The 24,300-nt window shown below is 36.0% G+C and carries 18 protein-coding genes; 6 read left to right on the top strand and 12 right to left on the bottom strand.

Annotation, left to right across the window (positions count from 1 at the left end; genetic code table 11):
* The first annotated feature begins 177 nt into the window (after positions 1 to 177).
* A complete protein-coding gene (locus ACJJVU_RS08375) occupies positions 178 to 2,451 on the top strand; it encodes an aconitate hydratase (RefSeq protein ID WP_405224129.1) in 2,274 nt (757 codons plus the stop codon).
* A gap of 77 nt (positions 2,452 to 2,528) precedes the next feature.
* Here the strand turns inward: ACJJVU_RS08375 and ACJJVU_RS08380 are convergent, their stop codons facing one another.
* Positions 2,529 to 3,041, bottom strand: coding sequence for a lactoylglutathione lyase family protein (locus tag ACJJVU_RS08380; RefSeq protein ID WP_405224132.1), 513 nt, complete (start codon positions 3,039 to 3,041; stop codon positions 2,529 to 2,531).
* A 119-nt stretch (positions 3,042 to 3,160) separates the two neighbouring features.
* Here ACJJVU_RS08380 and ACJJVU_RS08385 point away from each other — a divergent pair, with 119 nt between their 5' ends.
* Positions 3,161 to 3,478 carry a winged helix-turn-helix transcriptional regulator gene (locus ACJJVU_RS08385; RefSeq protein ID WP_405224135.1) on the top strand — a complete coding sequence of 106 codons (318 nt, stop codon included), beginning with the start codon at positions 3,161 to 3,163 and terminating at the stop codon, positions 3,476 to 3,478.
* Between the two features lie 272 nt (positions 3,479 to 3,750).
* On the opposite strand, the gene ACJJVU_RS08390 is transcribed toward ACJJVU_RS08385, so the two are convergent.
* From ACJJVU_RS08390 to ACJJVU_RS08415, 6 genes are all read right to left on the bottom strand, one after another.
* On the bottom strand, positions 3,751 to 7,383 hold the full coding sequence (locus ACJJVU_RS08390) for a PAS domain-containing protein (protein WP_405224138.1): 3,633 nt from the start codon (positions 7,381 to 7,383) through the stop codon (positions 3,751 to 3,753).
* Positions 7,384 to 7,553: 170 nt separating this feature from the next.
* Positions 7,554 to 8,321 (bottom strand): SDR family NAD(P)-dependent oxidoreductase, encoded by a 768-nt coding sequence (locus ACJJVU_RS08395; RefSeq protein ID WP_405224141.1) that lies wholly within the window; start codon positions 8,319 to 8,321, stop codon positions 7,554 to 7,556.
* Between the two features lie 21 nt (positions 8,322 to 8,342).
* Positions 8,343 to 9,464, bottom strand: coding sequence for a polysaccharide lyase family 7 protein (locus ACJJVU_RS08400; protein WP_405224144.1), 1,122 nt, complete (start codon positions 9,462 to 9,464; stop codon positions 8,343 to 8,345).
* Positions 9,454 to 10,128: a FadR/GntR family transcriptional regulator gene (locus tag ACJJVU_RS08405; protein ID WP_405224147.1), complete on the bottom strand. Its 675-nt coding sequence runs from the start codon at positions 10,126 to 10,128 to the stop codon at positions 9,454 to 9,456. The genes ACJJVU_RS08400 and ACJJVU_RS08405 overlap by 11 nt, the downstream gene beginning before the upstream one ends.
* A gap of 105 nt (positions 10,129 to 10,233) precedes the next feature.
* Positions 10,234 to 11,505, bottom strand: coding sequence for an Nramp family divalent metal transporter (locus tag ACJJVU_RS08410; protein WP_405224150.1), 1,272 nt, complete (start codon positions 11,503 to 11,505; stop codon positions 10,234 to 10,236).
* Positions 11,506 to 11,829: 324 nt separating this feature from the next.
* Positions 11,830 to 12,711 (bottom strand): LysR substrate-binding domain-containing protein, encoded by an 882-nt coding sequence (locus ACJJVU_RS08415; RefSeq protein ID WP_405224153.1) that lies wholly within the window; start codon positions 12,709 to 12,711, stop codon positions 11,830 to 11,832.
* A gap of 101 nt (positions 12,712 to 12,812) precedes the next feature.
* Here ACJJVU_RS08415 and ACJJVU_RS08420 point away from each other — a divergent pair, with 101 nt between their 5' ends.
* Together ACJJVU_RS08420 and ACJJVU_RS08425 are read left to right on the top strand one after the other, a co-directional pair.
* Positions 12,813 to 13,433, top strand: a complete 621-nt coding sequence (locus ACJJVU_RS08420; protein WP_405224156.1) for a LysE family translocator — start codon at positions 12,813 to 12,815, stop codon at positions 13,431 to 13,433.
* A 187-nt stretch (positions 13,434 to 13,620) separates the two neighbouring features.
* A complete protein-coding gene (locus ACJJVU_RS08425) occupies positions 13,621 to 14,217 on the top strand; it encodes a DUF6642 family protein (RefSeq protein WP_405224159.1) in 597 nt (198 codons plus the stop codon).
* 150 nt (positions 14,218 to 14,367) lie between these two features.
* On the opposite strand, the gene ACJJVU_RS08430 is transcribed toward ACJJVU_RS08425, so the two are convergent.
* From ACJJVU_RS08430 to ACJJVU_RS08450, 5 genes are all read right to left on the bottom strand, one after another.
* Complete coding sequence (locus tag ACJJVU_RS08430) at positions 14,368 to 14,835, bottom strand: hypothetical protein (protein ID WP_405224162.1); 468 nt, start codon at positions 14,833 to 14,835, stop codon at positions 14,368 to 14,370.
* Between the two features lie 213 nt (positions 14,836 to 15,048).
* On the bottom strand, positions 15,049 to 15,558 hold the full coding sequence (locus ACJJVU_RS08435) for a hypothetical protein (RefSeq protein WP_405224165.1): 510 nt from the start codon (positions 15,556 to 15,558) through the stop codon (positions 15,049 to 15,051).
* A 130-nt stretch (positions 15,559 to 15,688) separates the two neighbouring features.
* Positions 15,689 to 16,420 carry a phospholipase D family protein gene (locus tag ACJJVU_RS08440; RefSeq protein ID WP_405224168.1) on the bottom strand — a complete coding sequence of 244 codons (732 nt, stop codon included), beginning with the start codon at positions 16,418 to 16,420 and terminating at the stop codon, positions 15,689 to 15,691.
* 33 nt (positions 16,421 to 16,453) lie between these two features.
* Positions 16,454 to 16,972: a hypothetical protein gene (locus tag ACJJVU_RS08445; protein WP_405224171.1), complete on the bottom strand. Its 519-nt coding sequence runs from the start codon at positions 16,970 to 16,972 to the stop codon at positions 16,454 to 16,456.
* Positions 16,973 to 17,341: 369 nt separating this feature from the next.
* Positions 17,342 to 18,943, bottom strand: a complete 1,602-nt coding sequence (locus ACJJVU_RS08450; RefSeq protein ID WP_405224174.1) for an FMN-binding glutamate synthase family protein — start codon at positions 18,941 to 18,943, stop codon at positions 17,342 to 17,344.
* Positions 18,944 to 20,158: 1,215 nt separating this feature from the next.
* Between ACJJVU_RS08450 and ACJJVU_RS08455 the strand changes: the two genes are divergently transcribed.
* Both ACJJVU_RS08455 and ACJJVU_RS08460 read left to right on the top strand, forming a co-directional pair.
* A complete protein-coding gene (locus ACJJVU_RS08455) occupies positions 20,159 to 21,256 on the top strand; it encodes a DUF3810 domain-containing protein (RefSeq protein ID WP_405224177.1) in 1,098 nt (365 codons plus the stop codon).
* 82 nt (positions 21,257 to 21,338) lie between these two features.
* A complete protein-coding gene (locus ACJJVU_RS08460) occupies positions 21,339 to 24,299 on the top strand; it encodes an amidohydrolase family protein (protein WP_405224180.1) in 2,961 nt (986 codons plus the stop codon).
* Position 24,300: the final 1 nt, after the last annotated feature.

Raw genomic sequence — 24,300 nt, forward strand, 5'->3', positions numbered from 1 at the left:
TTTGAACTACTCCTTTTTTTGAATTTGATAATTACTTCGCAGTATTTGAGATGGTTTATCAATACGCGCTATTGGCTAAGTATGGGGCTTCCTGCTATTGTTATTCTTTAAGGTATTTTGTATTTTCGTGAACCGCAAAATATAGCGGTACTATTTAACAACCCTAATACATTATATATGGCATTTGATATTGATATGATCAAGAAGGTTTATGCAAATATGTCTGAGCGTGTAGATGCCGCTCGTGACCTTGTAGGTAAGCCCTTGACACTTTCTGAAAAGATTTTATATTCTCACCTATGGGAGGGAAAAGCTTCTAAAGCATTTACTCGTGGAAAGGATTACGTAGACTTTGCTCCAGATCGTATCGCTTGTCAAGATGCTACTGCACAGATGGCTTTATTGCAATTTATGCAAGCTGGTAAAGATAAAGTGGCAGTACCTACAACAGTACACTGTGATCACTTGATTCAAGCAAAAGAAGGAGCGGTTACAGATCTTAAGAACGCAAACGATGTATCTAGCGAAGTTTTTAACTTCTTAGAATCTGTTTCTAATAAATATGGTATTGGTTTCTGGAAACCAGGAGCTGGTATTATACACCAAGTAGTTCTTGAAAACTATGCTTTCCCAGGAGGAATGATGATAGGTACAGATTCTCACACTGTAAACGCTGGAGGACTAGGAATGGTTGCGATAGGTGTAGGTGGAGCAGATGCTGTAGATGTAATGGCTGGAATGGCTTGGGAACTTAAATTTCCTAAATTAATAGGAGTTAGACTTACAGGAAAACTTTCTGGATGGACTGCACCAAAAGACGTTATTCTTAAAGTTGCTGAGATTCTTACTGCAAAAGGAGGAACTGGAGCAATTGTAGAATATTTTGGTCCTGGAGCTACAGCTATGTCTTGTACTGGTAAAGGAACTATCTGTAACATGGGAGCAGAGATAGGAGCAACAACTTCTACCTTTGGTTATGATGAGTCTATGGAACGTTACTTACGTGCTACAGACCGTGCAGATGTTGCAGACGCAGCAAATGACGTAAAGGAATACCTTACAGCAGATAAAGAAGTATATGCAAATCCTGAGCAATATTTTGATCAGGTAATAGATATTAACCTTTCTGAGTTAGGGCCATTACTTAATGGACCTTTTACTCCAGATCTTTCTACAACTGTAGGAAAGGATATGACTGAGAAAGCTACTAAAAATGAATGGCCTCTTAATGTAGAGTGGGGACTTATAGGTTCTTGTACAAACTCTTCTTATGAAGATCTTTCAAGAGCTTCATCTATTGCTCAACAAGCACTAGATAAAGGAATAAAAATGAAGTCAGAACTTGGAATTAACCCAGGATCTGAGCTTGTACGTTACACTACAGAGCGCGACGGAATTTTAGGAATCTTTGAAAAGCTAGATGCCAAGATTTTTACAAATGCTTGTGGACCATGTATCGGGCAATGGGCACGTTACAGTGATCCAAAAAATGCTCCTAAAAACAGTATTGTACACTCGTTTAACAGAAACTTTGCAAAGCGTGCAGATGGTAACCCTAATACACATGCCTTTGTAGCTTCACCAGAAATTACTGCAGCAATTGCAATATCTGGACGTCTAGATTTTAACCCTCTTACAGATTCACTTCTTAATGAAGATGGTCAAGAAGTTATGTTTGACGAGCCTACAGGATGGGAACTTCCTCCTAAAGGATTTGAAGTTAAGGATAACGGTTACCTTGCTCCAGTAGAAGATGGTAGCGGTGTAATTGTAAAAGTAGCTGCAGACTCTGAACGTCTTGAGTTATTAACGCCTTTTGAGCCTATTCTTGATAGCGAGATGCAAGGAATGAAATTGCTTATAAAAGCTTTTGGAAAATGTACTACAGACCACATTTCTATGGCTGGACCATGGTTACGATATAGAGGTCACTTAGATAACATTTCTAACAACTGTTTAATAGGTGCTGTAAATGCATTTGGTAAGAAAACAAACTTTGTTAAAAACCAAATGGATGGAGAATTTGGTGGAGTGCCAGATACTGCACGTGCTTATAAGAAAGCGGGAATCAAAACTGTAGTAGTAGGGGATCACAACTATGGAGAAGGTTCTTCACGTGAGCATGCTGCTATGGAGCCTCGCCACTTAGGTGTAGCTGCTGTGATTGTAAAATCATTTGCACGTATACATGAGACAAACCTTAAGAAACAAGGAATGCTAGGTCTTACCTTCTCTGTTGAGTCTGATTACGACTTAATTCAAGAAGATGATACTTTCAACTTTGTAGATATTGCTAGTTTTGCGCCAGATAAGCCTCTTACAGTAGAGCTTGTACACGCAGACGGAAGTAAGGATACTATTAAAGTAAACCACACGTACAACGATGCTCAGATAGCATGGTACCGTGAGGGAAGTGCTCTTAACTTAATAAAAAAGGAGAACGCTGCATAAGTAGTAATCCTTTTAAACTATAAAAAAGCTCCGCTGGTAACAGCGGAGCTTTTTGTTTTTAAACTATGTACGAGTTTTTATTCTGTGTAGGCACCAGAGGAATATGTTAACTCATAACTGTGAGTGTATATTTCAAATACAATTCCAAAAGGATCTTCTACATAGCACATTTTATAAGGCTTATCTTTAGGATAGTACTCTCTTATAGGCATTCTTTGCTTTCCTCCATAAGAAACAATTTTTTCAATGAGTTCTTCAATATTTGGATCTTGAACGCAAAAGTGAAAAAGTCCTGTGTTAAAAGGATTAAATTCTGACGGTTTCATATCCTTATTGGGAAATGAAAATAACTCTACTCCTATACCATCTGAAGTCGATAGGTGAGCAATTTCAAAAGTTTCCCAGTCGTCGCCAAAAACGTCAATACACATCTGTCCTATAGCTGAATCTTTTTCCTTTTTTACGATAGATGGAGGCATGATGATATACCATCCCATCACCTCCGAGTAAAACTCAACCGCTTTTTTGATATTTGGAACAGATAAACCAATATGGGAGAATGATTTTGGATAATTCTTTGTAGTGCTCATAAATTTTATTTTTTTTCAAAATTAGACTATATTGTTCCTGATGTTAATAACTTACTAAAACGTTATATATGTAACTAAAAGAGTAAAATGATGATTTTAAGATATTTAAATATCAATAAATGAGTGATAAAATCGCATGTCCGCTTAATTATACAATGAATTTAATAGGGTCTAAATGGAAACCTCTTGTGTTATTTCATTTAATAGAAGGCGCCTTACGTTCTGGTGTATTACAAAAAAAGGTGCCAGGAATTTCTAATAAAATGTTTACACAGACCGTCCGCGAATTAGAAAAAGACGGGCTTGTTACTAGAAAGGTTTTTCCAGTAGTACCTCCTAGAGTAGAATATAGCCTTACAAAGAGAGGAGCTTCTCTAGAAGCAATTTTAAGAAGTCTTAACACTTGGGGAGAGGAAGATTGTCAGAATGAATTTTAAGAAGAATTCTGTTGATCAATTAGAAAAAACACATTTTATATTGCACTTGAACTTTTTGATAACCATACTTCAGATCTGAGAAGTTTAATATTATAAAAAAGTTACTGTGGTCGATAAAAGAAGTGCCGTGTTCTGGAATTTTAAGCTCTTAGGTTTTTGTGCATTTATCTATTAGAAAGAGATTCATGGCAGATATACCAACACTAATTAGTGTTCAAATGAGTTAAAGCTGTACTACACCATGCTTCTATACATATAAATTAGAGACTAGATTAACTTACTACTTTTAAGTGTTTATTTATCGTGCTAATGAGTTGTGTTGTAGAAATAGGTTTTGATATATAGTCATCAAACCCTGCATTGAGCATTTTTTCTTTATCTCCAGACATAGCTAAGCCTGTTTGAGCGATAATAGTTATTTCTTTATTTGTTTTTCTTATTTCTTTTAATGCCTCGTTACCATCCATTTTTGGCATATTGATATCCATTAACACTAAGTCAATAACAGCATTTTGATTGACAATCTCCACCGCTTCTTTTCCATTTACGGCTCTTATTATTGAGCAATTAAAATCAGAAAGACAGGCCTGTATATACAGAAAGCTCAAATTATCATCTTCGGCTATTAAAATAGTAAAATCGCCATCTTCAAGCGTGTTCTCGTTGTATTCATTAATAATGACCGTATTATCAATAACTTTTTTATATGGGATTGTAAAGAAAAATGTAGAACCCTTTCCTGTTTGAGAATCAATCCACACTTTACCATGTAAAAGTTTAACGAGACCTTTTACAATAGATAGTCCAAGTCCTACTCCTAGATTGTGAGTTTGCTCCCGCCTACCTTGCGTAAACCTATTGAAAATATTTATTTGCTCTTCTTTATCTATTCCAATTCCAGAATCCTTGACATAAAATTGAAGATTTTTTTCATTTAGAGTATAACCGAATTCTATAGCACCTTCTTTAGTAAATTTTATAGCATTTTCTAATAAGTTAGATATTATTTGGACGAGTTTATTTTCATCTGTTTCTATAAAACTATCTGCTTCTTCTAGACCTTTTTCTACTTGAAGTTTAATACTTGTATTTTCTAATTTTATATAATATTTTGAATAGAGATCATTAATAAGAGTATTTACATTAATATGAGAGTAATCAATGTTTATAGTATTTGATTCTATTTTTGAAATATCTACAATGTTAGAAATAAAACTCAAAAGGCGGTGTCCTTCTTTTTCTATGAGCTCTAGGTAAATATCTTTCTTCTCTTCAGAAATATTCTTTCTTCTCAATAATTCAGAGAAGCCTAAAATACCATTCATTGGAGTGCGCATCTCGTGGCTCAAATTAGCAAGAAAAGCAGATTTAAGCCTATCACTTTCCTCAGCTTTTTCCTTAGCCTCTATAAGTTCTGTTGCTAATAATTTTTGTTGAGTTACATCTTGATTAGTTCCAGCTAGACTTAACACTTTTCCATCATCATCAATTACAGGTTGACATATAGCTCGCACTGTTTTTTGTGGTTGATTAGGCACACAAATCCTATACTCAATATTATAGGCTATACCTAAATTAATAGCTTGATCTACGGCATTCTTAAGAATACTCAAATCATCGGGGTGAACTCTGTCAACCACATTTTCGTATTCAGGATTTTTCTTTTCATAATCAAAGCCCCAGATATTATACATCTCTTTAGACCATTCCATTTTCATACCAGAAGATGGTTTTACTAGCCAACTTCCAATTTTGGCTAAGGACTGTGCATCACTTAGTTCCTTTTCTGTTTTATCTAATAATAATTTAGCTCTTAGTTTATCCTCTTCATTTTGTCTTTGCTCTGTAATATCAAAGAAAACGGTCACAATTTCTTTAACTCTTCCAGCGCTATCAAGTACTGGAAAACCATTGAGCGTTACCCAAGTAATTTCGTCTTTATCATCTCGTTTTAGCCCTATAGCTTGATTTTTTATAGACTCTTTATTGTTTGCAATTTTATTTACTGGGTATTCAGAAATTGGTAGTGGTGAAGCATCGAGCTTAACAAGTTTCAGTTCCATACCTTCTCCTGTTTTTCCTTGTATAAACCTCTCATCTAAACCTAGAATTTGTGACGCTCTAGAGTTGCACTGCACAATTGATGTATCTGGGGCATGAACAACAACTCCTGCTTCTAGGTTACGCATTAATATACGGAAGCGTTCTTCATTTTCTTCGGCACGTTCTTTTGCTTCCTTTATTAGGTTTTCTGTTTTAAAGCGTTCTGTGATGTCATGTATAACGCCAACTATAAAAACGTTTCCTTTTGGATCTATAAAACGTGTTTTCCTAGTAGAGATTCTTTGAGTTTCTCCACCCCTTATGGTAAGTGATTCTTCAGTTATATTTTCAATTCCGTCACTTATTAATTGTCTGTCAATTTTTAAGAAAGCTTCTCTCTCGGCTTTTGACACATGCTCATCAAGAGTTTTACCAATAACATCTTCCCTTTCAAAACCATAGAGTGTGCAAAACGCGTCGTTTACAATGAGTAGTCTGCTTTGATCATCTTTTACAAAAACAGGATCACCTATATTATCGATAATATTATTTAGGTGATTTTTACTCTCTTCAGCCTTTACTTTAGCCTTTATAAGTTCTGCATCAATAAGTTTTTGCTTCGTAATATCTTGACCAGAACCTTTTAAACTTACTACATTACCGTTTGGGCCTAGCACCGGAACACAAATGCATCTTGCTATTTTTTGTGTTCCGTCAGAAAGGCATATTCTATGTTCTATATCATATGGAACCCCATGAGTGATAGCTTTATTTATACGCGTATTCCATAATTCCAAATCATCAGGATGAACATAATTAATCAATACGTCATACGCAGGAGCGCCTTGATTCGGTTCAAACCCCCAAATATGAAACATCACTTTAGACCATTCTATTTTTTTTGTTTCAACATTAAATAACCAGCTTCCTACTTTTGCTAGCGTTTGGGCTTCATCAAGATTAAGCTCAATTACCTTTCTGTCCGTTATATCTTGAGTTACTCCAAATGCTTTTCCGTTAATAAGCTCTATGCCTAGGATACTTAAATATCGTATTTCATTATTTGATTTTATAATTCTAAATTCGAATGGATCCATAGCTTCATCCCTATAAAGCTTTTTAATCACATTCTTCACTTTAGATTTATCTTCATCAACAATTAGTTCACTTACATTCTTACTAGTAGGGTCAAACTCTCCTTTCTTGACGCCATAAATGTTATACATTTCATCAGACCAATAAACCGCACCAGTTTTCCACTCCCATTCCCAGTTTCCTATTTTACCTAATTTTTGGGCTTGTTGTAATTTTAATATGGAATCTTTTTTTACAAATTCTGCCTCTTTTAATTTACTAATGTCTTGTATAGTGACAGGTACTGTTTTTTGTTCTAATAAAGTTTGAGGTATACGTATAGAAAACAAAGCTTTAAACTCATCTCCTTTTAAGGTTTTGTAATTTACTTCAGAGGTAAATGTTTTCTCATTTTTCCATATAGCCCCTATAAGTCGTATAAACACTTTGTTTGCTCCATGCCCAAAAGTATTTTGTAGGTTATCAAAAAATGCTTGATTATTTTCTGCTTTAAATAGTTTTAAAGTAGCACTATTGACATTAATAATTCTCAATTTTTGAATTAACGTAAATACTACATCGGGATTTTTCTTTAAATATTTCTTGATATTAGAAACGCCACTATCTCTAAGCCTCTCTATTTCTTCAAATACGAGCGTAAAATCTTCATTCCAAATAGAAATTGTAGAGTTATCAAATAGTGTCTTGTAATCTTGTTGTTTCTCAGACTTTAATTCTTCTATTTGTCTTTCTAATTCTTGGTAAGTAGGCTTTTTATCTAATTCCATACTGTAATAGCTTTAGCCTTATGTTCTATCAATTTGGGAGCTAATAGCTTAATTATTAAGTTAATAAATAAATCTATTAAAAATAAACCATATAGCACTTACAATACTAAAAAGATTATGTTATGCTTTCGCGAAAGCGTAACCTCCTAATTTCCGTGTAGGTATTGTGATTACATATTGTAAACACCACCATTAATATCTAGGGTAGCACCCGTAATAAAGCCGTCATACTCTGAAGCGAGATATAAAACTGCTCTTGCCACATCTGCCGCGTTCCCTGCGCGTTGTATAGGAATGCCGGCTATGGTTGCAGCTGCAGATTCTTTTGTGGTATGAGTATTGTGAAATGAGGTGCCTAGAATGAGACCTGGAGCAACTGCATTTACTTTTGTACCCTGTGGTCCAAGCTCAGTAGAAAGTGCTCTTGTAAAGGTTAAAATAGCTCCTTTGCTGGTAGCGTAGGCGAGAGAGCCTGGATGTCCTCCTTTACGACCTGCGAGTGATGCTAGGTTTACGATACTGCTATGTTCTTGATTGGCAAGATGTGGAGCCGCCGCCCTGGTCACATGTAGCATTGATGTGAGATTGATATCCATCACTTTGTGCCAAAAATTAGTATCTATCTCACCTAACAATCTGCGTGCTACAAGTGAACCTGCATTATTAATAAGAATATCTAGGCTGCCTAGCTGTTTCACTGTTTCGGCAACCACAATCTCTGCATCCGTTTCCTTAGTAAGATCACCACCTACGATAATTGCTTTGACTCCTTTGCTCAGTGCGTATTGTTGTAATTTACTTGCTGTGTCACTGCTAGAAAAATAATGAATAGCTACGTTTGCCTTGCTATCGATAAAGTGTTTTGTGATAGACTCGCCTATACCTTGAGCTCCTGCAGTGATTAAAATATTTTTTCCGGCTAATTTATTGTTGATCATAGTATGTGTACATTAATCGTTTTAATCATTTTTTTGAAAGTAGCCATCATTTGATACGGCTTGGTCACTTATTGAAATATTAGCTGTTTTAAACCAGACCTCTGCATAATTGCCATCTGCGTACTGCTTTTGTATATCACCACCGTGTGTTTCTGCCCCAGAACACCAGTTTCTATTAATCTCAGGAGATTTTCCATTGGTTTGATTGTAAGCGCCTAACTTAAAAAATAATCCTTCGCCTGTGTAAGCACTATCACGCTCAACGCCATTTTGTCCAATAGGCACAAATAACAGTTGCGTCTGCTCTGGTATAAGCGCAGCAGTTGTATATGATGATTTTATTAAGTTTTTAGTAAAGGTTTTAGTAGGATGATTGTCACTAGTAAATGTGAGATGCATAACACCATCGCTTACAGCAACCTTATAACTGAATTCTTCCCCTAGTTCTATACCATCTTTAGGCTCATTTGGATAGGTATTCTCATCACTACCTATTACAGAAAAGTCATCACCCCAAACTGCACTAGAGTAGTCCCATCTTAATGAATTATCTTCTCCCGCAGTATTTATTTCATAATGCCAGAAAACAGAACCTTTAGTGTGACCCGGGAACTTCTTGTAGAATATTTTGAGAGGTTCATTTTCATGTGCATCTGCACTGTGAATTTGACCTACTACTACAGCATGAGAAGCAGCAACACGTGCATCACCAGTAGCAGATACATTCATCACTTTTAAGGTAGCTGTTAGTGTGTCGTTTGCATTTTTTGGATACCATTTTTTTACTTGAGCAAGTTCGGTTCTTGTATTATTTGAGGTTCCGTGAGTATCCCCAGCGTTTGGTGCTTTAAATACCACCCAGTTACTCGTACCATCATTTGTAGTGTAAAAGAAGTCTTTGTTTTCAAAATCTGTAGCAATACCTGCGTTTGATCCATCTCCTAAAATCAATTTCCAATTTTCAAAAAATGGAATCACCTCACTTGCATAGATCGTTTTTGAGGTATCCTCATTGATACTATCAATTACTGGAGTGACTTTTATGTTTGTATTCTTAGAATTACAGCTACTTATAGTAATGAGTAGGGTACCTATAAACAAGGTGGAGAATAGCGTCTTTGTATTTATTATGCTAGTATTCATTGGGATCTATATTTTTTATGTGATTTGATAATTTAAAGAAGTGGTCATTCATCATATTTGTGGCTAGCTCAGGGTCTTTTTCTTTTATGGCTAGATATATGTTTTTATGCTTTTTTATCTCAGAGACTACTCGGTCTCCTTCACATACTGCAGCTCTTTCATATGTTTTGAGAATAGGAGGTATGAGTAACAGCATTAACGACACCATGGTATTATTTTTACTAGCCTTTGCTATGGCTAGATGAAAGAGTAAATCTTCTTCTAGATAATCATCACCATCTGTAATTTTTAAAATAAAATCATTTAAGGCATTCTTTATATGCTCAAGATCTTGTGCTGTACGCCTTGTGGATGCGAGTTTTACCGTTTGTAATTCTAAAGAAATTCTCGTTTCTACCAGTTCATTAAAAGAGGGTATTGCTAGAGAAGTAATTTCATCTACAAGACCATTAAAAGCAGTGAGCCCTATAGCTAGTACAGTACCACTTTGAGACATAGATTTTAAAACCCCATAAAACTCAAGCTTTCTAATTGCTTCTCGTATATGATTTCTTTTTACTTCAAACTTTTCAGACATTATTCTCTCTGAGGGTAACCTGTCACCACGCTCTAGCTTTTTTGCGTTTATCAAATCCTTAATATTACAGATAATAGCATTCTGCATTATTGTATTTGAATTTTCGTCTATCAAACTTATTTTCACCTTGACTTACTGTTTTAAATGAATAATCTATAATGTGTTCATGTTCTTTCTAAAGCAGCCTCTAGATTAATAATCTAGTAAGGCAATTATTCCATTGTATGAAATAACTAATGAAAAGAAGAGTGCAGCATATAATCCTATGTATACGCCTAGATGTGTTCTATAATTTTTCATTATTTTTTTATTCTTTAGGATAAGGATAATACCCAATATCACAAGTGGTAGTACAAAAACATTAAACACCTGAGATAAAATCTGAATTTCAATAGGGTTAGCTCCAAAAGCAGGTCCTAGTAATGCAACCACACAAGCGATAGCTGTGATGATTCTAAACTGTTTTGAGTTTGTATCCAAAGTACCTGATTGATAATCTGCGATAAGTAATGGAGCAATTAATAAGCAAGGAAAGATAGAGGATAGGCCTGCACTTAGAGCTCCAAAAAAGAAAATAGTCACAGCCCATTTGCCCGCTGCTGGCTCTAATGTATTTGCCATATCTAGTACATTAGACACTCCTTTACCATCATAAAATAGTGCTCCTGTAGCTACTGCCATAATAGCCCCACTTATTATAAAGATTAAAACAGCTGCAGTGATGGCGTCTCTCTTTTGCTGTTTTAGATTGCTTATGGTCCATCCTTTCCCTTTTACAAATAAGGGTCTAGATAAAAATGTGGCAGATGCCATGGTAGTACCTACAAAAGCAGCTACTAGCATTTTACCATCTGTTACATTAGGAATGGTAGGCACTAATCCCTTGAGCACATCTGCTGGGAGTGGTTGTACAAAGAAGAACGAAAGGAAGAAGGAAAAACCCATGATCGTAACAAAAATGATCAAGACCTTCTCAAAAAAGGTGTACTTGCCCACGAGCATAAGCAAGTAAAAAGTAATGATGATAATGGTAGCTATGAGTAAGACACTCTCATATTTATAAGCTAACAATCCTTCAAAATTTATAGATAGTATCTCGTAAATAATATTTGATGAAATTCCTAAAATACCCATTAGGGAATTCCACTGTCCAAAGGTGATGCCTACAATGATTAAAATTGCTAGCAGCTTACCATATTTAAAGTGTTTTTTGAAAGAATAAAGGGCAGTTTCTCCAGTAAGAAGCGCATAATTTCCATATGCAAATATGAGCACACCAGAAAACAAGCAGCTCAATAAAAGAACCCATAATAATTGCATCCCAAATTTACTTCCTGCAACAATCATAGACGTCACACTACCGGTACCTATGGTATAGCCAATAGCAAAAATTCCTGGACCAAATCCTAAAATCAAGGCTAGTGTTTTTTTAAAGAATGATTTTTTTTTAGTGGTAGTTCCCATAGGAAAAATTGAATTTTACAAAAGTAAATTGATTTGGGCACCCAAACTGGGCACCCAAATATATACTATTGTAATTCAACTTTTAAAGAATAATGTATTAAATAACACCTTATTGTTGCAGTATTTCAATTTTTCTGTTAAAATAAGAAGCAAATGTCAATGTCTGACGCTTGTGTTTTAAACTCTTAATACCAAAATATTTAATCAGATAGCCACGATTTAAATGAAGTATATATAAATGTTACGCTTTCGCGAAAGCGTAATAGAGCTATCTATGCCTAAAACCTTATTATTACGAGGTGAAATACTAGCCAATTCAAAAGACTAGTGAAATGTATTTTTTAGTTTTTTTGTACAAGTAATTACCTTCATAATTGTTTTATTGGTGTCGTTTTTTCTCCAGTGTATATAGAGGTCAATATGTTGCACTAAGTCTATAAAACGAACATTTTTGAATTCTGAATATTTAAATGAATGGGGCAGTATAGAAATACCAAGGCCTTTTGAAACTAGATTTAATATCATCCCACCAAAATCTGACTCAATACTAATCTTAGGAGTAAATCCGTATTGCTTGAATACATTGCGCAGAAGCGTAGAAAAGAACGTAGTCTGGTGTAAGCCTGAGATTATAAATTGTTCTTCTTGCAATCTTTTAATATCATATAGGGTAGTGCTGTCTAGCCAGTGGTTTTCTGGTACTGCAATACATATGGGCTCTGTAAAAAGCTTTAGGGAATTAATATTATGATGCTCAATAAGATCTCTACTAAAAGCGATATCTGTATGATAGCTGAGTAGTAATTTCTCATGATTGCCATCAGTAAGCTCAGCAAGTTCTAATTTGAGTTCTGGTAAATCACTTTTTATAATTGCCAAGAAATCTGGTAATAAACTAAAGGTAATAGAACCAGGGTAAGATATCGCAACTACGCCTAGATCACCATCATTAATTTTTTTTGCCTGCTGGTAAAATTGATCTAAGTCATTTAATGTCTTTGACCAATTTTCCTTAAGAAATTGACCAGCATCAGTAAGTTTTACATTACGCTTATTTCTCTCAAATAATAAGAACCCCAGCTCATCTTCTAGCGCTTGTATCTGTCTAGATAATGTGGACTGTGATATATAAACTTTCTCTGCAGTGTTCCAAAAGTGAAGTTCTTCGGCTAGCACTAAAAAATATTTTATTTGTTGTGTAGTCATAACTAATCCTATTATTGCATTAATGGCATAAAAATATGTATTTCTTAATAGACATTCTCTTATTTTCTTTGTGTTATTAATTACTCATAAAATCAATAACAATGTTGGGAATAGAAAACTATATACTCTTTATGATGACTGCATTATTTTTTATAATGATACCTGGTATTGATACCGTATTTGTATTAAATAAAACAATTACGCGAGGTAGGAGGTCTGGGTTCGTATCTGCTATTGGTGTAAATGCTGGCATATTAACTCATACGGTAGTTTCTGCTTTGGGACTTACCGCTATACTATCAAAATCGGAAATAGGTATGATGGCGATACAATATATAGGTGCAGTATATCTAGTTTTTATGGGTATCAAGCAGCTCAATAATAAAACTGAAGTATTTCAAAATAGTAAGGTAACAGAAAAGTTAAAAAATGACTTTTGGGCTGGTTTTTCTACAAACTCATTAAATCCTAAAGTTGCATTATTCTTTTTGGCCTTATTCCCTCAGTTTATTGTGCCTACTCGCATTAATGATCCACAACCATTTTTATTATTAGGATTCACATATGCAGTCATTGGGATTATTTGGTATATGCTATTGACACTATGTGCTAGTACTTTCTCTAATAAAATTAGAAATAATGCGACTTACGGTCTATGGATTAATAGAGTGAGCGGATTAGTATTTATTCTTATGGGTTTACAAATTGCTTTAGGAAAATAGTCTGTAAGATTACAGTGAGACACTTTTTGTGTAATATGTAATTGAGTTCGTGATATGGGTTAAATCTAGGCTATCATCTTTTTTGAAAGTATAAAATAAGCAGTCGGTTCTTTTTCTTTTATTTTTGTAGAAAAAATAAAAACTCTTTACATTATGTTGTAATAGGGACTTAAACGTATAATTTGCTATGAAAGATACCCAGTCTCACCTAGCTCCTTTTAATGAAGCAGAAAAATTTATTTACTGTCTTGAGGCAGTTCCAGATGTCGATCAGGATGTTGCCACAGAGGTCGTAATAACACTCGAAGATATCGCTCTAAAACAAGGAATTGCTAGTATCTACAAGACTTGCGACACCATAGAAGGGCTAGAGGAAAGTTTAAACACGCTCGTGTATGATGACCATAACTTCAAAGATTATGAACTCATTTACCTCATAATGCCAGGCCAAGCTAACAATATCATGCTCAATGATTATTACTACAGTATTGAGGAAATTGCCGAAATTTTTGAAGGAAGAATGACAGGTAAAATCATCCATTTTTCAAATAAAAAAGCACTCGACTTAACTGACGAAGAATCGCAATATTTCCTTGATGTTACTGGTGCTCGAGCAATCTCTGGCTATGGATCTAGCAAGAACACATTATCGAGCACAGATACCATAGATAGAGTGTTTTTTAATATGTTTCAAGAAAATGAAGACTTTAAAGAAGTGGTAGAGGAGATGTTTCAAAAACACTATAAACTCTGTAAGCTACTTGATTTTAGACTGTATTATTAATCGTTAATTTAGGCAGGATATTATAAAATACGCTTTCGCGAAAATGTGACAACTCAACATTACCTTCTCATTAATTCAGCACATTGATAAGAACAGGTTATAAACTTAATATCAATATAATTGACGAAATATAGTACGCTGTAAAGCACACTAAAGCAATAGCATAACAAGATTCCCTGCAGTTAAAACCTGCAAGACAAAGACTAAGATGCTTAAGTCTTTTTTAAAGCCATAACTGATGCCTAAAGCGAGAAGGACAAGCAGTGGAGGTGCCAGCCCAGACACTACTCTAAAAGAATAGTGGTGGCTCTTCTCTGACGTAGCTAGCTTATACCTATTAACTTCTTTAAAAATCAAAGACACCGCATAAACAACTTGCTTACCCTCCAAAGTGGTTGCAACATCTTTTGAAACCGAAAACTGACGAGTAGGAGTCACGACGCGATAGGTATTATGGGAGTTTCCGCCAGCATTATAATATTTTTCTTTGTTTCTAGATACGGAAACCACATCTTCCGAATACCGAGTTCCAGGTAAAGCAAAATCTATAAGCACTACCAGTGATATGAGTACGGTAATACCATATAATATGCGGTTGGTGAGTGATAGTGGATACATGATTTTAATTTATAACGTTCTGGAGATTTACATAGTTATTAGTTAGTACGTAAATCAGCAATTTTGTTACGGTATTGAGAGTTTTGGGATGTTAGGAACAGTGAATGATAGAAAGAACAAACAATTAAAATTATAGATAGCTATTAGCTTTAAGACTCTGCTAGGAGAATTCAAAGTAGGTATATATTTGACAATTAGAAATCAGTCATATATTTACAAATTGCGTTTTAATTTTCTAAAGCAATAATCAGATTCAAAGATATCAGAGATTGACCTAATTAGTTCTTTTGCTTTTTTCTTATTATTTATTGAAATGTAAACTCGATGAATCCCTTTCCAGTTTTTTGTAAAATTCAGTTCAAGGATCAGGCTTGCTTTACCCCAATCAAACTTTTCTGATGAGTTTATACTTACATATTCGTTATTTTCCATATTCAAGTATAACGTCTTTAATAAGTTTTTATAATTTAAAACTTTGATGATTTTTGAATTTTTTATCGAATCCGTTTTTATATCCCCACATTGTTCCATTGTCAGGTCTTCTACTTCCCATTGCTCTGTATAAATACCAACTGAAAAGTCCTTGTTGGGGATTATTAAATTAGTACATAAAATATTTGAGGAGTTATTTATATCAGAAAGAGCTTTTTCATAAGTTATTTCACTTTGTGAAAATGAATATGTGAAGATTAAAAGGAAGAAGATATTAATTGCAAGCTTCATTTTTTGTGGAACATTTATATTATTGGTAATAGAGAATTACTCTCATGTGCTGTAATTTTTATAATTATTCTATCGTTTAAATTTTGAAGGTCTTTTAGCTTATCCTCTAAACCTATATTTAACTTCGGTCTTACTCTACTATATGTTTTACGATATCTTCTGGCCAAATTATAAACTGACCATACTGACCACTTTTTTCAATCCCTCCAATTTCCTTACCACGCTTAGTAGTTATCCAATCATCTTCCTTCTTATACATTAGTTTTTTATCCTTAAACCAGCTATTTACTTTTCTACTACTTAACCCTGTCAACTGAGATAGTTCTTTAGTGGTTAAAAGATTTGTTTTGGAGGAATCTTTTGTTTCAACAATTTCTGAGATTGTTTTTTCAGATTGTCTTTCAAAATCTTTGTTCACTTTCTTGACGGATACTCTTATCTCCTCACTAATAGATAAAAGTCTCAAAGCCTCTTTTCTAATATCATTGTATAAATCTTCGTCATCTTCTCTTCTTACATAAATGCCCATCTCATCATTATTCTGTTGAGAAAAAGAATATAAGTTCATAGAAGTAACAATGGCTTCATTTTTATTCAGATAGCACTTAGCGTGGAGAGAATTACAAAGACTTGTTCTTATACCAATTTGACTTTCCAGCCAATTACTTTCTTCAACCTGCAGCTTGTTCTCTCTATAAATAATTCTAATATCTATTTTTTGGATATGTAAATATTCTAAATTATCCTTTACTCTTTTGTGAAATTGTAGGTAGGGACTTATTAGAATTAATTGATCCTTTGTATTTTTTATTAGTTGTTCTAAGTGATATGAAACACCAGTGGTGTCTAAAAATTTTGCCATTCTAAATAGTTTTTACGATTTTCTAACTTCTTACTAAGCAACATAGATATCAAACGTATCCTTAAAGTGCAAGTCGTTATGATCTTTATCTAAAATAGAGAGCTCAGCGCTACCTGCAGCAACTGTGATATAATTGTTATTATAATAAAAGCGTATAAATGTAAAAAGGTCTTTTTGTCCTTTTACTATATTACCATTTATCATAAACTCATCTTTATCTATTCCATATTCGCACTTTGCTATAGATTGATGTATTAGCTTTCCAATGGTTTCAGTTTGTCTGGCTTCATATACTTGCCATAAGTCGGGAAAGTCTTTGAAATCATTTTCCTTAAGTCTAAAGTTAAGCTCCGACAAGGCATTCAAATCTAGTTTTATGTGATCACCATCAAAACCGCCTTCAATTTCAAGATACTTATCAAAACGCACAAATGTTATAAATAAAAGCCATGGTAGGTGAGTGTCTTTATTTTCATTGAAATCTACTTGATACACGCTCTCAACAGTCTGCCCGATAATTTGATTTAAGAAGTGATCTGGTGGTGATTTCATTAGTGTAAGGTCATTCAATGTTTTATAGTCAACTTTACGATTTTAATTATTCTGTTGGCTACCCATTTTTGAGGCACTTTTAAACCATACAAATAAATTAAATGTCACCTCTGGATATATTTTTAATCTTATTTTTCTAGCTTATTTGTAAAATGAATTTTAAAGTTATGTGCCGCGCATAATATTACAAATAAAGCTTTAACATCATCTCAATAGATGTCAAAATAATGCATCCGTCACTTTTTAAAACCCAAAAAGGAGTTGTTAAACATACAACTCCTTTTTGTTCTTTACATACGGTTTTCCGCATTATGGTGGTATTTAATGCAATTATGTGATTAGGATTCACATTTTCGCGAAAGCATACTTTTAGTAACGCACGTCTTTCATATCAATTTCTTCGGCAACAGTTGCTTTGTTATAATTACCTCCTAGATCTGGACATGCCATGAGGGTAGCGGCTCCTTTAAAGGGTACTGCTACTTTATTGTATCCATACACATCTGCTAGGGTCTGGGTAAGGTTTTTATCTCCTAGGTTAATATCTACATCGTCCATGGTGAGCTGGCAAGGGTGCTCGTAGCCGCAGGCGCGAGTGATTTCTAGTAATTCTTTCTTGAAATTTTTAAAGTAATAGTGTGTGCGCTCTGCTTTATCTGGAATGTCTATGCCGCGTTGTAACCACTTATTTTGAGTCGCAACACCAGAAGGGCAGGTGTTGTTATGGCACACCTTTGCTTGTATACAACCTACGGCAAGCATAGCTTCACGGGCAACATTGATACAGTCTACACCCATCGCAAAAGCCATGGCGGCCTTAGCCGGGAAGCCTAACTTTCCTGAGCCTATAAATACCACGCGCTCAGTGAGCTGGTACTCCTTAAAAATCTTATAAATATCTGAGAATCCATATACCCACGGTAGCGCCACATGATCTGCAAAACTTGGTGGGGCAGCACCGGTACCACCTTCACCACCATCAATGGTGATAAAATCTGGTCCCTTACCAGTAGTTGCCATTATTTTTGCTAGTTCGCGCCACGCATCCAGTTTTCCTATGGCAGCTTTAATCCCTACTGGGAGTCCTGTTTCATGAGCAATACTTTCTACAAAGTCAACCAATTCTGGCACATTAGAAAATGCCTTATGATTAGGAGGAGAGAGTACATCTTTCCCTACTTCTACACCACGTATTTCGGCAATTTCCTTGGTGATTTTTGATCCTGGGAGTACGCCTCCTTTTCCAGGTTTGGCTCCTTGTGAGAGTTTTACTTCTATGGCGCGTACTTGAGGATTTTCGTCCACAAGTTTTTTCATTTTTGGCATTGAGAATCCGCCATCTTCAGTGCGCACTCCAAAGTACCCAGTTCCAAAATGAAATACCACATCACCGCCTTTTTTATGGTAAGGTGAGAGTCCGCCCTCACCAGTATTGTGATATGCGTATGCTTTTGCACAACCTCGATTTAAAGATTCTACAGCTTTCGCCGAAAGGCTACCAAAACTCATAGCACTCACGTTAATAATAGAACTAGGTCTGTAAGGGCGCGATCTTCTACCAGCACCCATAACTTTTGCACATGCAAGGAAGTAAGGGTCTTTTGCATTGGGGTGATTTTCTTCTACCTTATATGGCATCATGGCATTATTGATAAAGATATAATGCGACTGATTGATGTCACGGTCGGTACCAAAACCTTCGTAGTTATTTTCATTTTTGGCAGAGGCATAAATCCACCCGCGCTCTATACGATTAAAAGGAAGTTCCTCACGGTTATTTGCGACAATATACTGGCGCAACTCTGGCCCAATACTCTCAAGCATATACCTAAAATGCCCCACAACTGGGAAGTTGCGCGTGATGATATGTTTTTTGTTAAAAAATATATCTCGTATAGCGACAATAACCACCACCAAAATCAACCACATCCACCATGAGATATTACCTAAAAACTCGAGTACTCCTTCCATTTATTCAATTTTTGCACTAAAATACAATTTACTATCTCGTAGTCTGAAATTTTAATTCAAGTTTATTATTTACTTCTCTTGGTAAGTTTTAGTTGATGCGTTATGTGTTACATCTCCCTGACTCCCTCTTCAAAGAGGGACACTGTTGTGTTTTTAAGTTTTTTTGCTGCGCAAAAAGAACTTCTTTAGTTTCCCTCTTCCTTGCATCCGACGAGGGAGGAACGACCGAGAGGAATGCATAAGGTTAGGGGAGATGTTTTTGAGTTTGAGTGAGCCATTTTCATACGTTATGCGCAACATCTCCCTGACTCCCTCTTCAAAGAGGGACACTGTTGTGTTTTTAAGTTTTTTTTGCTGCGCAAAAAAGACTTCTCTAGTTCCCCTCTTCCTTGCATCCGACGAGGGAGGAACGACCGAGAGGAATGCATAAGGTTAGGGGAGATGTTTTTGGGTTCGAGTGAGCCATTTTCATGCGTTATGTGTTACATCTCCCTGACCTCTTCAAAGAGGGACGCTGTTGTGGGGTTTAGGTTTTTTTGCTGCGCAAAAATAACTTCTATAGTTCCCCTCTTCCTTGCATCCGACGAGGGAGGAACGACCGAGAGGAATGCATAAGGCTAGGGGAGATGTTTTTGGGTTCGAGTGAGCCATTTTCATATGCTATGCGTGACATCTCCCTGACTCCCTCTTCGAAGAGGGACACTGTTGCGGGGTTTAAGTTTTTTTGCTTTGCAAAAAGAACTTCTTTAGTTTCCCTTTTCAAAGAGGGGTTAGGGGAGATGTTTTTGAGTTCGAATGAGCTATTTTCATGCGTTATGTGTTACATCTCCCTGACTCCCTCCTCAAAGAGGGACACTGTTGTGTTTTTAAGTTTTTTTGCTGCGCAAAAAGAACTTCTTTAGTTCCCCTCTTCCTTGCATCCGACGAGGGAGGAACGACCGAGAGGAATGCATAAGGTTAGGGGAGATGTTTTTGGGTTCGAGTAATAACATCTTATTAGTTACATCTCCCTGACTCCCTCTTCAAAGAGGGACACTGTTGTGTTTTTAAGTTTTTTTGCTGCGCAAAAAGAACTTCTCTAGTTCCCCTCTTTGAAGAGGGGTTAGGGGAGATGTTTTAGGTTCGAGTGAACACACCAAATCAAACCCCTCCACACCCTCACAAATCAAATAACTTATCATAAATTTACGGAAGACTATAAAGAGCACATCTACATTGAAAAAACATAAAATCTTATTAATTATTGGCTTACTTCTCATTCCGCAGATGGTGTTGGTTCGCTGTCTGGCGAGTTACCCGAAACTGGTAGAGCAATATTATAGCAACGGATTGTATCCTATCATTTCAAAGGCGTCTCGATATGCTTTTGGCTGGTTGCCGTTTTCATTTGGTGATATCATGTATGCGGTGCTTATTGTGCTCGCTTTGCGCGAAATTGTACTACTCATTAAAAATAAGTTTAGAGGATTTAAAACCTTTCTTCTAAAGACGCTAGCCATCATTTCGATAGTGTATGGAGCTTTTAATTTGCTTTGGGGAATGAATTATAACAGGCTTCCATTGCACGAATCCTTAGGAATAGATAATGAGTACACCACCGAAGAGCTTGTACAACTTACTGAGAAGCTTATTGAAAATAGCAATAACCTCCACAATCAGCTCGCCGAGGATAAAAACAGTCGCGTTGTTTATTGTGACAAAATAGAAGGTGAAAATGCTTGTTTGCAAGAAATTTTCAACGGAACGCTTAATGGTTACGAGACGCTTAAAACTCAGTTTCCAAAACTTAGTTACCCACCTAAGAGTATTAAGAATTCGCTATTGCGATACCCTCTGTCTATAATGGGGTATAGCGGTTATCTCAACCCTATTACTAATGAGGCGCAAGTTAATGGGATGGTGCCAGCTCATCGATGGCCAGTGATTTCTTCACATGAGCAAGCACATCAGCTCGGTTTTGCAAAGGAAAATGAAGCCAACTTTATTGCGGTAATGGCAACGCTTAATAATGAGGATTTATATTTTCAATATTCAGGGAGTATTTTTGCGTTGCGTTATGCGCTCAATGATGTGTACAGCCGTGATAAGGAATTAGGAGAAGACTTGAAAGCACGTCTTAATCCAGGTATTTTAGTAAATTATCAAGACTCTAGAGATTTCTGGGATGCGATGGATAATCCGCTAGAGCCGCTGTTTGATCTGTTTTACAGCAATTACTTAAAGGCAAATAATCAGCCAGGTGGATTAAAGAGCTATAGTTATATGGTAGCACTTTTGGTTAACTATGATCAGCGTTTTCCAGATACATTCTGATGTTAAAAGTCTCTTAAAAGTTTCCTAAACCTTAATAGAACGTTAACGCGGTGGCTATCTTTAGGATCTAAACTTTCAACCTATGTTCTTTAAAAAATTACTTGTCTTTGGGCTAGTAAGCTGCTCATTTACGATGTATGGGCAAGATTACTTTCCAGCAAACGCTGGAGTCAAGTCCAAAAACCAAAATTACACGGTGTTTACAAACGCCACGATCCACACAACTCCCACAGAAACCATTAAAAATGGAACACTTGTAGTGCAAGATGGAAAAGTGGTCTCTGTAGGCAAATCTTCATCATATGCACAAAATGCTATTGTTGTAGATCTTAATGGTAAACATGTCTATCCATCTTTTGTAGACATCTATACTAATTTTGGTATCGATAAGCCTAAGCGCGCAGGAGGATCTGGACGTGCTTCACAATATGATAACTCTCGCGAGGGAGCTTACTGGAATGACCATATCTTATCTGAGCAAGATGGCTATCAAGATTTTAAATATGATTCAAAAAAAGCAACCGAATATCTTGAGGCTGGTTTTGGCGTAGTTGCAACACATCAACATGATGGTATTGCACGTGGTACAGGAGCGCTTATCGCACTTAATAATGATGGAAATACCGCAAACCGCGTGATAGAAGATCGCCTTGGTCAGTATTTCTCATTTGATAAGAGTGTAACCTCACGCCAGTCATACCCATCGTCTAAGATGGGTGCAACAGCATTATTACGCCAGTTACAACACGATTTAGACTGGTATGAGAAAGGAAATATAGCTACAAAGGATCTTTCTTTAGAGGCGCTTTCGCGAAACAAAGGTCTTCCGCAGTTTTTTGAAGGTGATGGCTTATATGATGACCTTCGTATAGATAAACTAGGTGACCAGTTTGGTATCGACTATGTAATTATTGCCGGTGGTGATGAGTATAAGCGTATCGGAGAAGTTAAGGCGATGAATCGTAAGATGATTCTCCCACTTAAATTTCCAGATGCATACGATATGGAAAATCCATACGCTGCCGAATATGTAGCGCTTTCTGATATGAAACATTGGAATCAAGCACCTACAAATCCTAAAGCATTACAAGATGCAGGAGTAACATTTGCACTTACTACATTCTCACATAAATCTCCAAAAGATTTTAAAGACCACTTGATGAAGGCAATTAAGTATGGTCTGTCTAAAGAAAGAGCGTTAGAAGCACTTACTACTATTCCAGCAACAATGATTGGAAAGAGCGGACAGCTAGGAGTTCTTAAAACAGGAGCTTGGGCAAACTTCATGATTACTTCTGGAGAAGTATTTGAAAAAGACACAGAGCTTTATGAGCACTGGATTCAAGGCAACAAAACAGTAATCAAGGATATGAACACAGTTGATATTGATGGTGTTTATACAATGAATATTAGTGGAGCTACTTATGAGCTAGAGATTAAAAACGCGCTAGAAAAAGCAAAAGCATCTCTTAAAAAGGGAACAGAAGATGTAAAAAGTGAGTTCGCTTATAAGGATGAATGGGTGACAGTAACCTTCCCTCAAAGCGAAGGAAAATTTGTACGTCTTGTAGCAAGAGCATCTGCAGATGCTTTAAGCGGCAAAGCAATTCTTGCAGATGGCTCTGAGAAAAACTTTACTTCTACTAAGAAAGCACTAGCTAAGAGTGGTGATAAAGACGATAAGAAAGAAGAGGACAAACCTCTTACGGTAATGCCACTTACCTTTCCTAATATGGCTTTTGGTTTTGAAACAAGACCAACTCAACAAGATATCTTAATCACAAATGCCACTGTGTGGACTAATGAAGCAGAGGGTGTTCTGGAAAACACAGATGTCTTAATAAAAGATGGAAAAATCAGTGCAGTAGGTAAAAATCTTTCTGCTCGTGGTGCTATGGTAGTAGACGGTACTGGTAAGCATGTAACTTCTGGTATTATAGATGAGCACTCTCACATTGCGGCTTTTGCAATCAACGAGTCTGGTCACAACTCTACGGCAGAGGTTCGCATGAGTGATGTAGTTAATCCAGACGATTCTGATATCTATCGCAATCTTGCTGGTGGAGTTACAGCTATTCAATTATTACACGGATCTGCAAATCCTATTGGAGGACAGAGCGCAGTAATGAAATTAAAATGGGGAGCACCTATTGATGAGATGGTGATTGCAGATAAGAAGTTTATCAAATTTGCTTTGGGTGAAAACGTAAAGCAAGCAAACTGGAATAGCTTCTCAAGATTCCCACAAACGAGAATGGGAGTAGAGCAAGTATTTGTGGATTATTTTACAAGAGGAAAAGAATACGAAGCAAAGAAAAAGAGCGGTCAACCTTATCGCATGGATGAGGAGATGGAAACTATAGTAGACATCCTTAATATGGATCGTTTAATTTCTTGTCACTCCTATGTGCAAAGTGAAATCAACATGACCATGAAAGTGGCAGAGCAGTTTGGTTTTCATATCAATACATTCACACACATACTTGAAGGATATAAAGTTGCAGATAAAATGGCCGAACACGGTGTAGGAGGATCAACATTCTCAGACTGGTGGGCTTATAAATATGAGGTGAATGATGCTATTCCTTACAATGCAGCCATCATGCACAGAGCAGGAGTAACCGTTGCTATCAACTCAGATGATGGTGAGATGTCAAGACGTCTTAATCAAGAAGCTGCAAAAATTCATAAGTACGGTGGTATTTCTGAAGAGGATGCATGGAAAATGGTAACTCTTAATCCAGCAAAACTATTACACATGGATGATCGCGCAGGTAGTTTAAAACCTGGTAAAGATGGAGATGTTGTAATATGGACAGATCATCCACTTAGTATTAAAGCGAGAGCAGAGAAAACGATTATTGAAGGAAAAGTATTTTTTGATATGAAAAAAGACGAAGAACTTCGTAAGACCGTACAGCGCGAGAAAGCACAACTTACTGCAATGATGCTTGCAGAAAAGAATAAAGGCTTACAGACGCAACCTGCCAAAAAGAAAGAAAAACAACGTATGCATTGTGATACAGAACAAACACTTTACTAAG

Source organism: Dokdonia sp. Asnod1-B02 (assembly GCF_045063955.1).
Classification (GTDB): Bacteria; Bacteroidota; Bacteroidia; order Flavobacteriales; family Flavobacteriaceae; genus Dokdonia.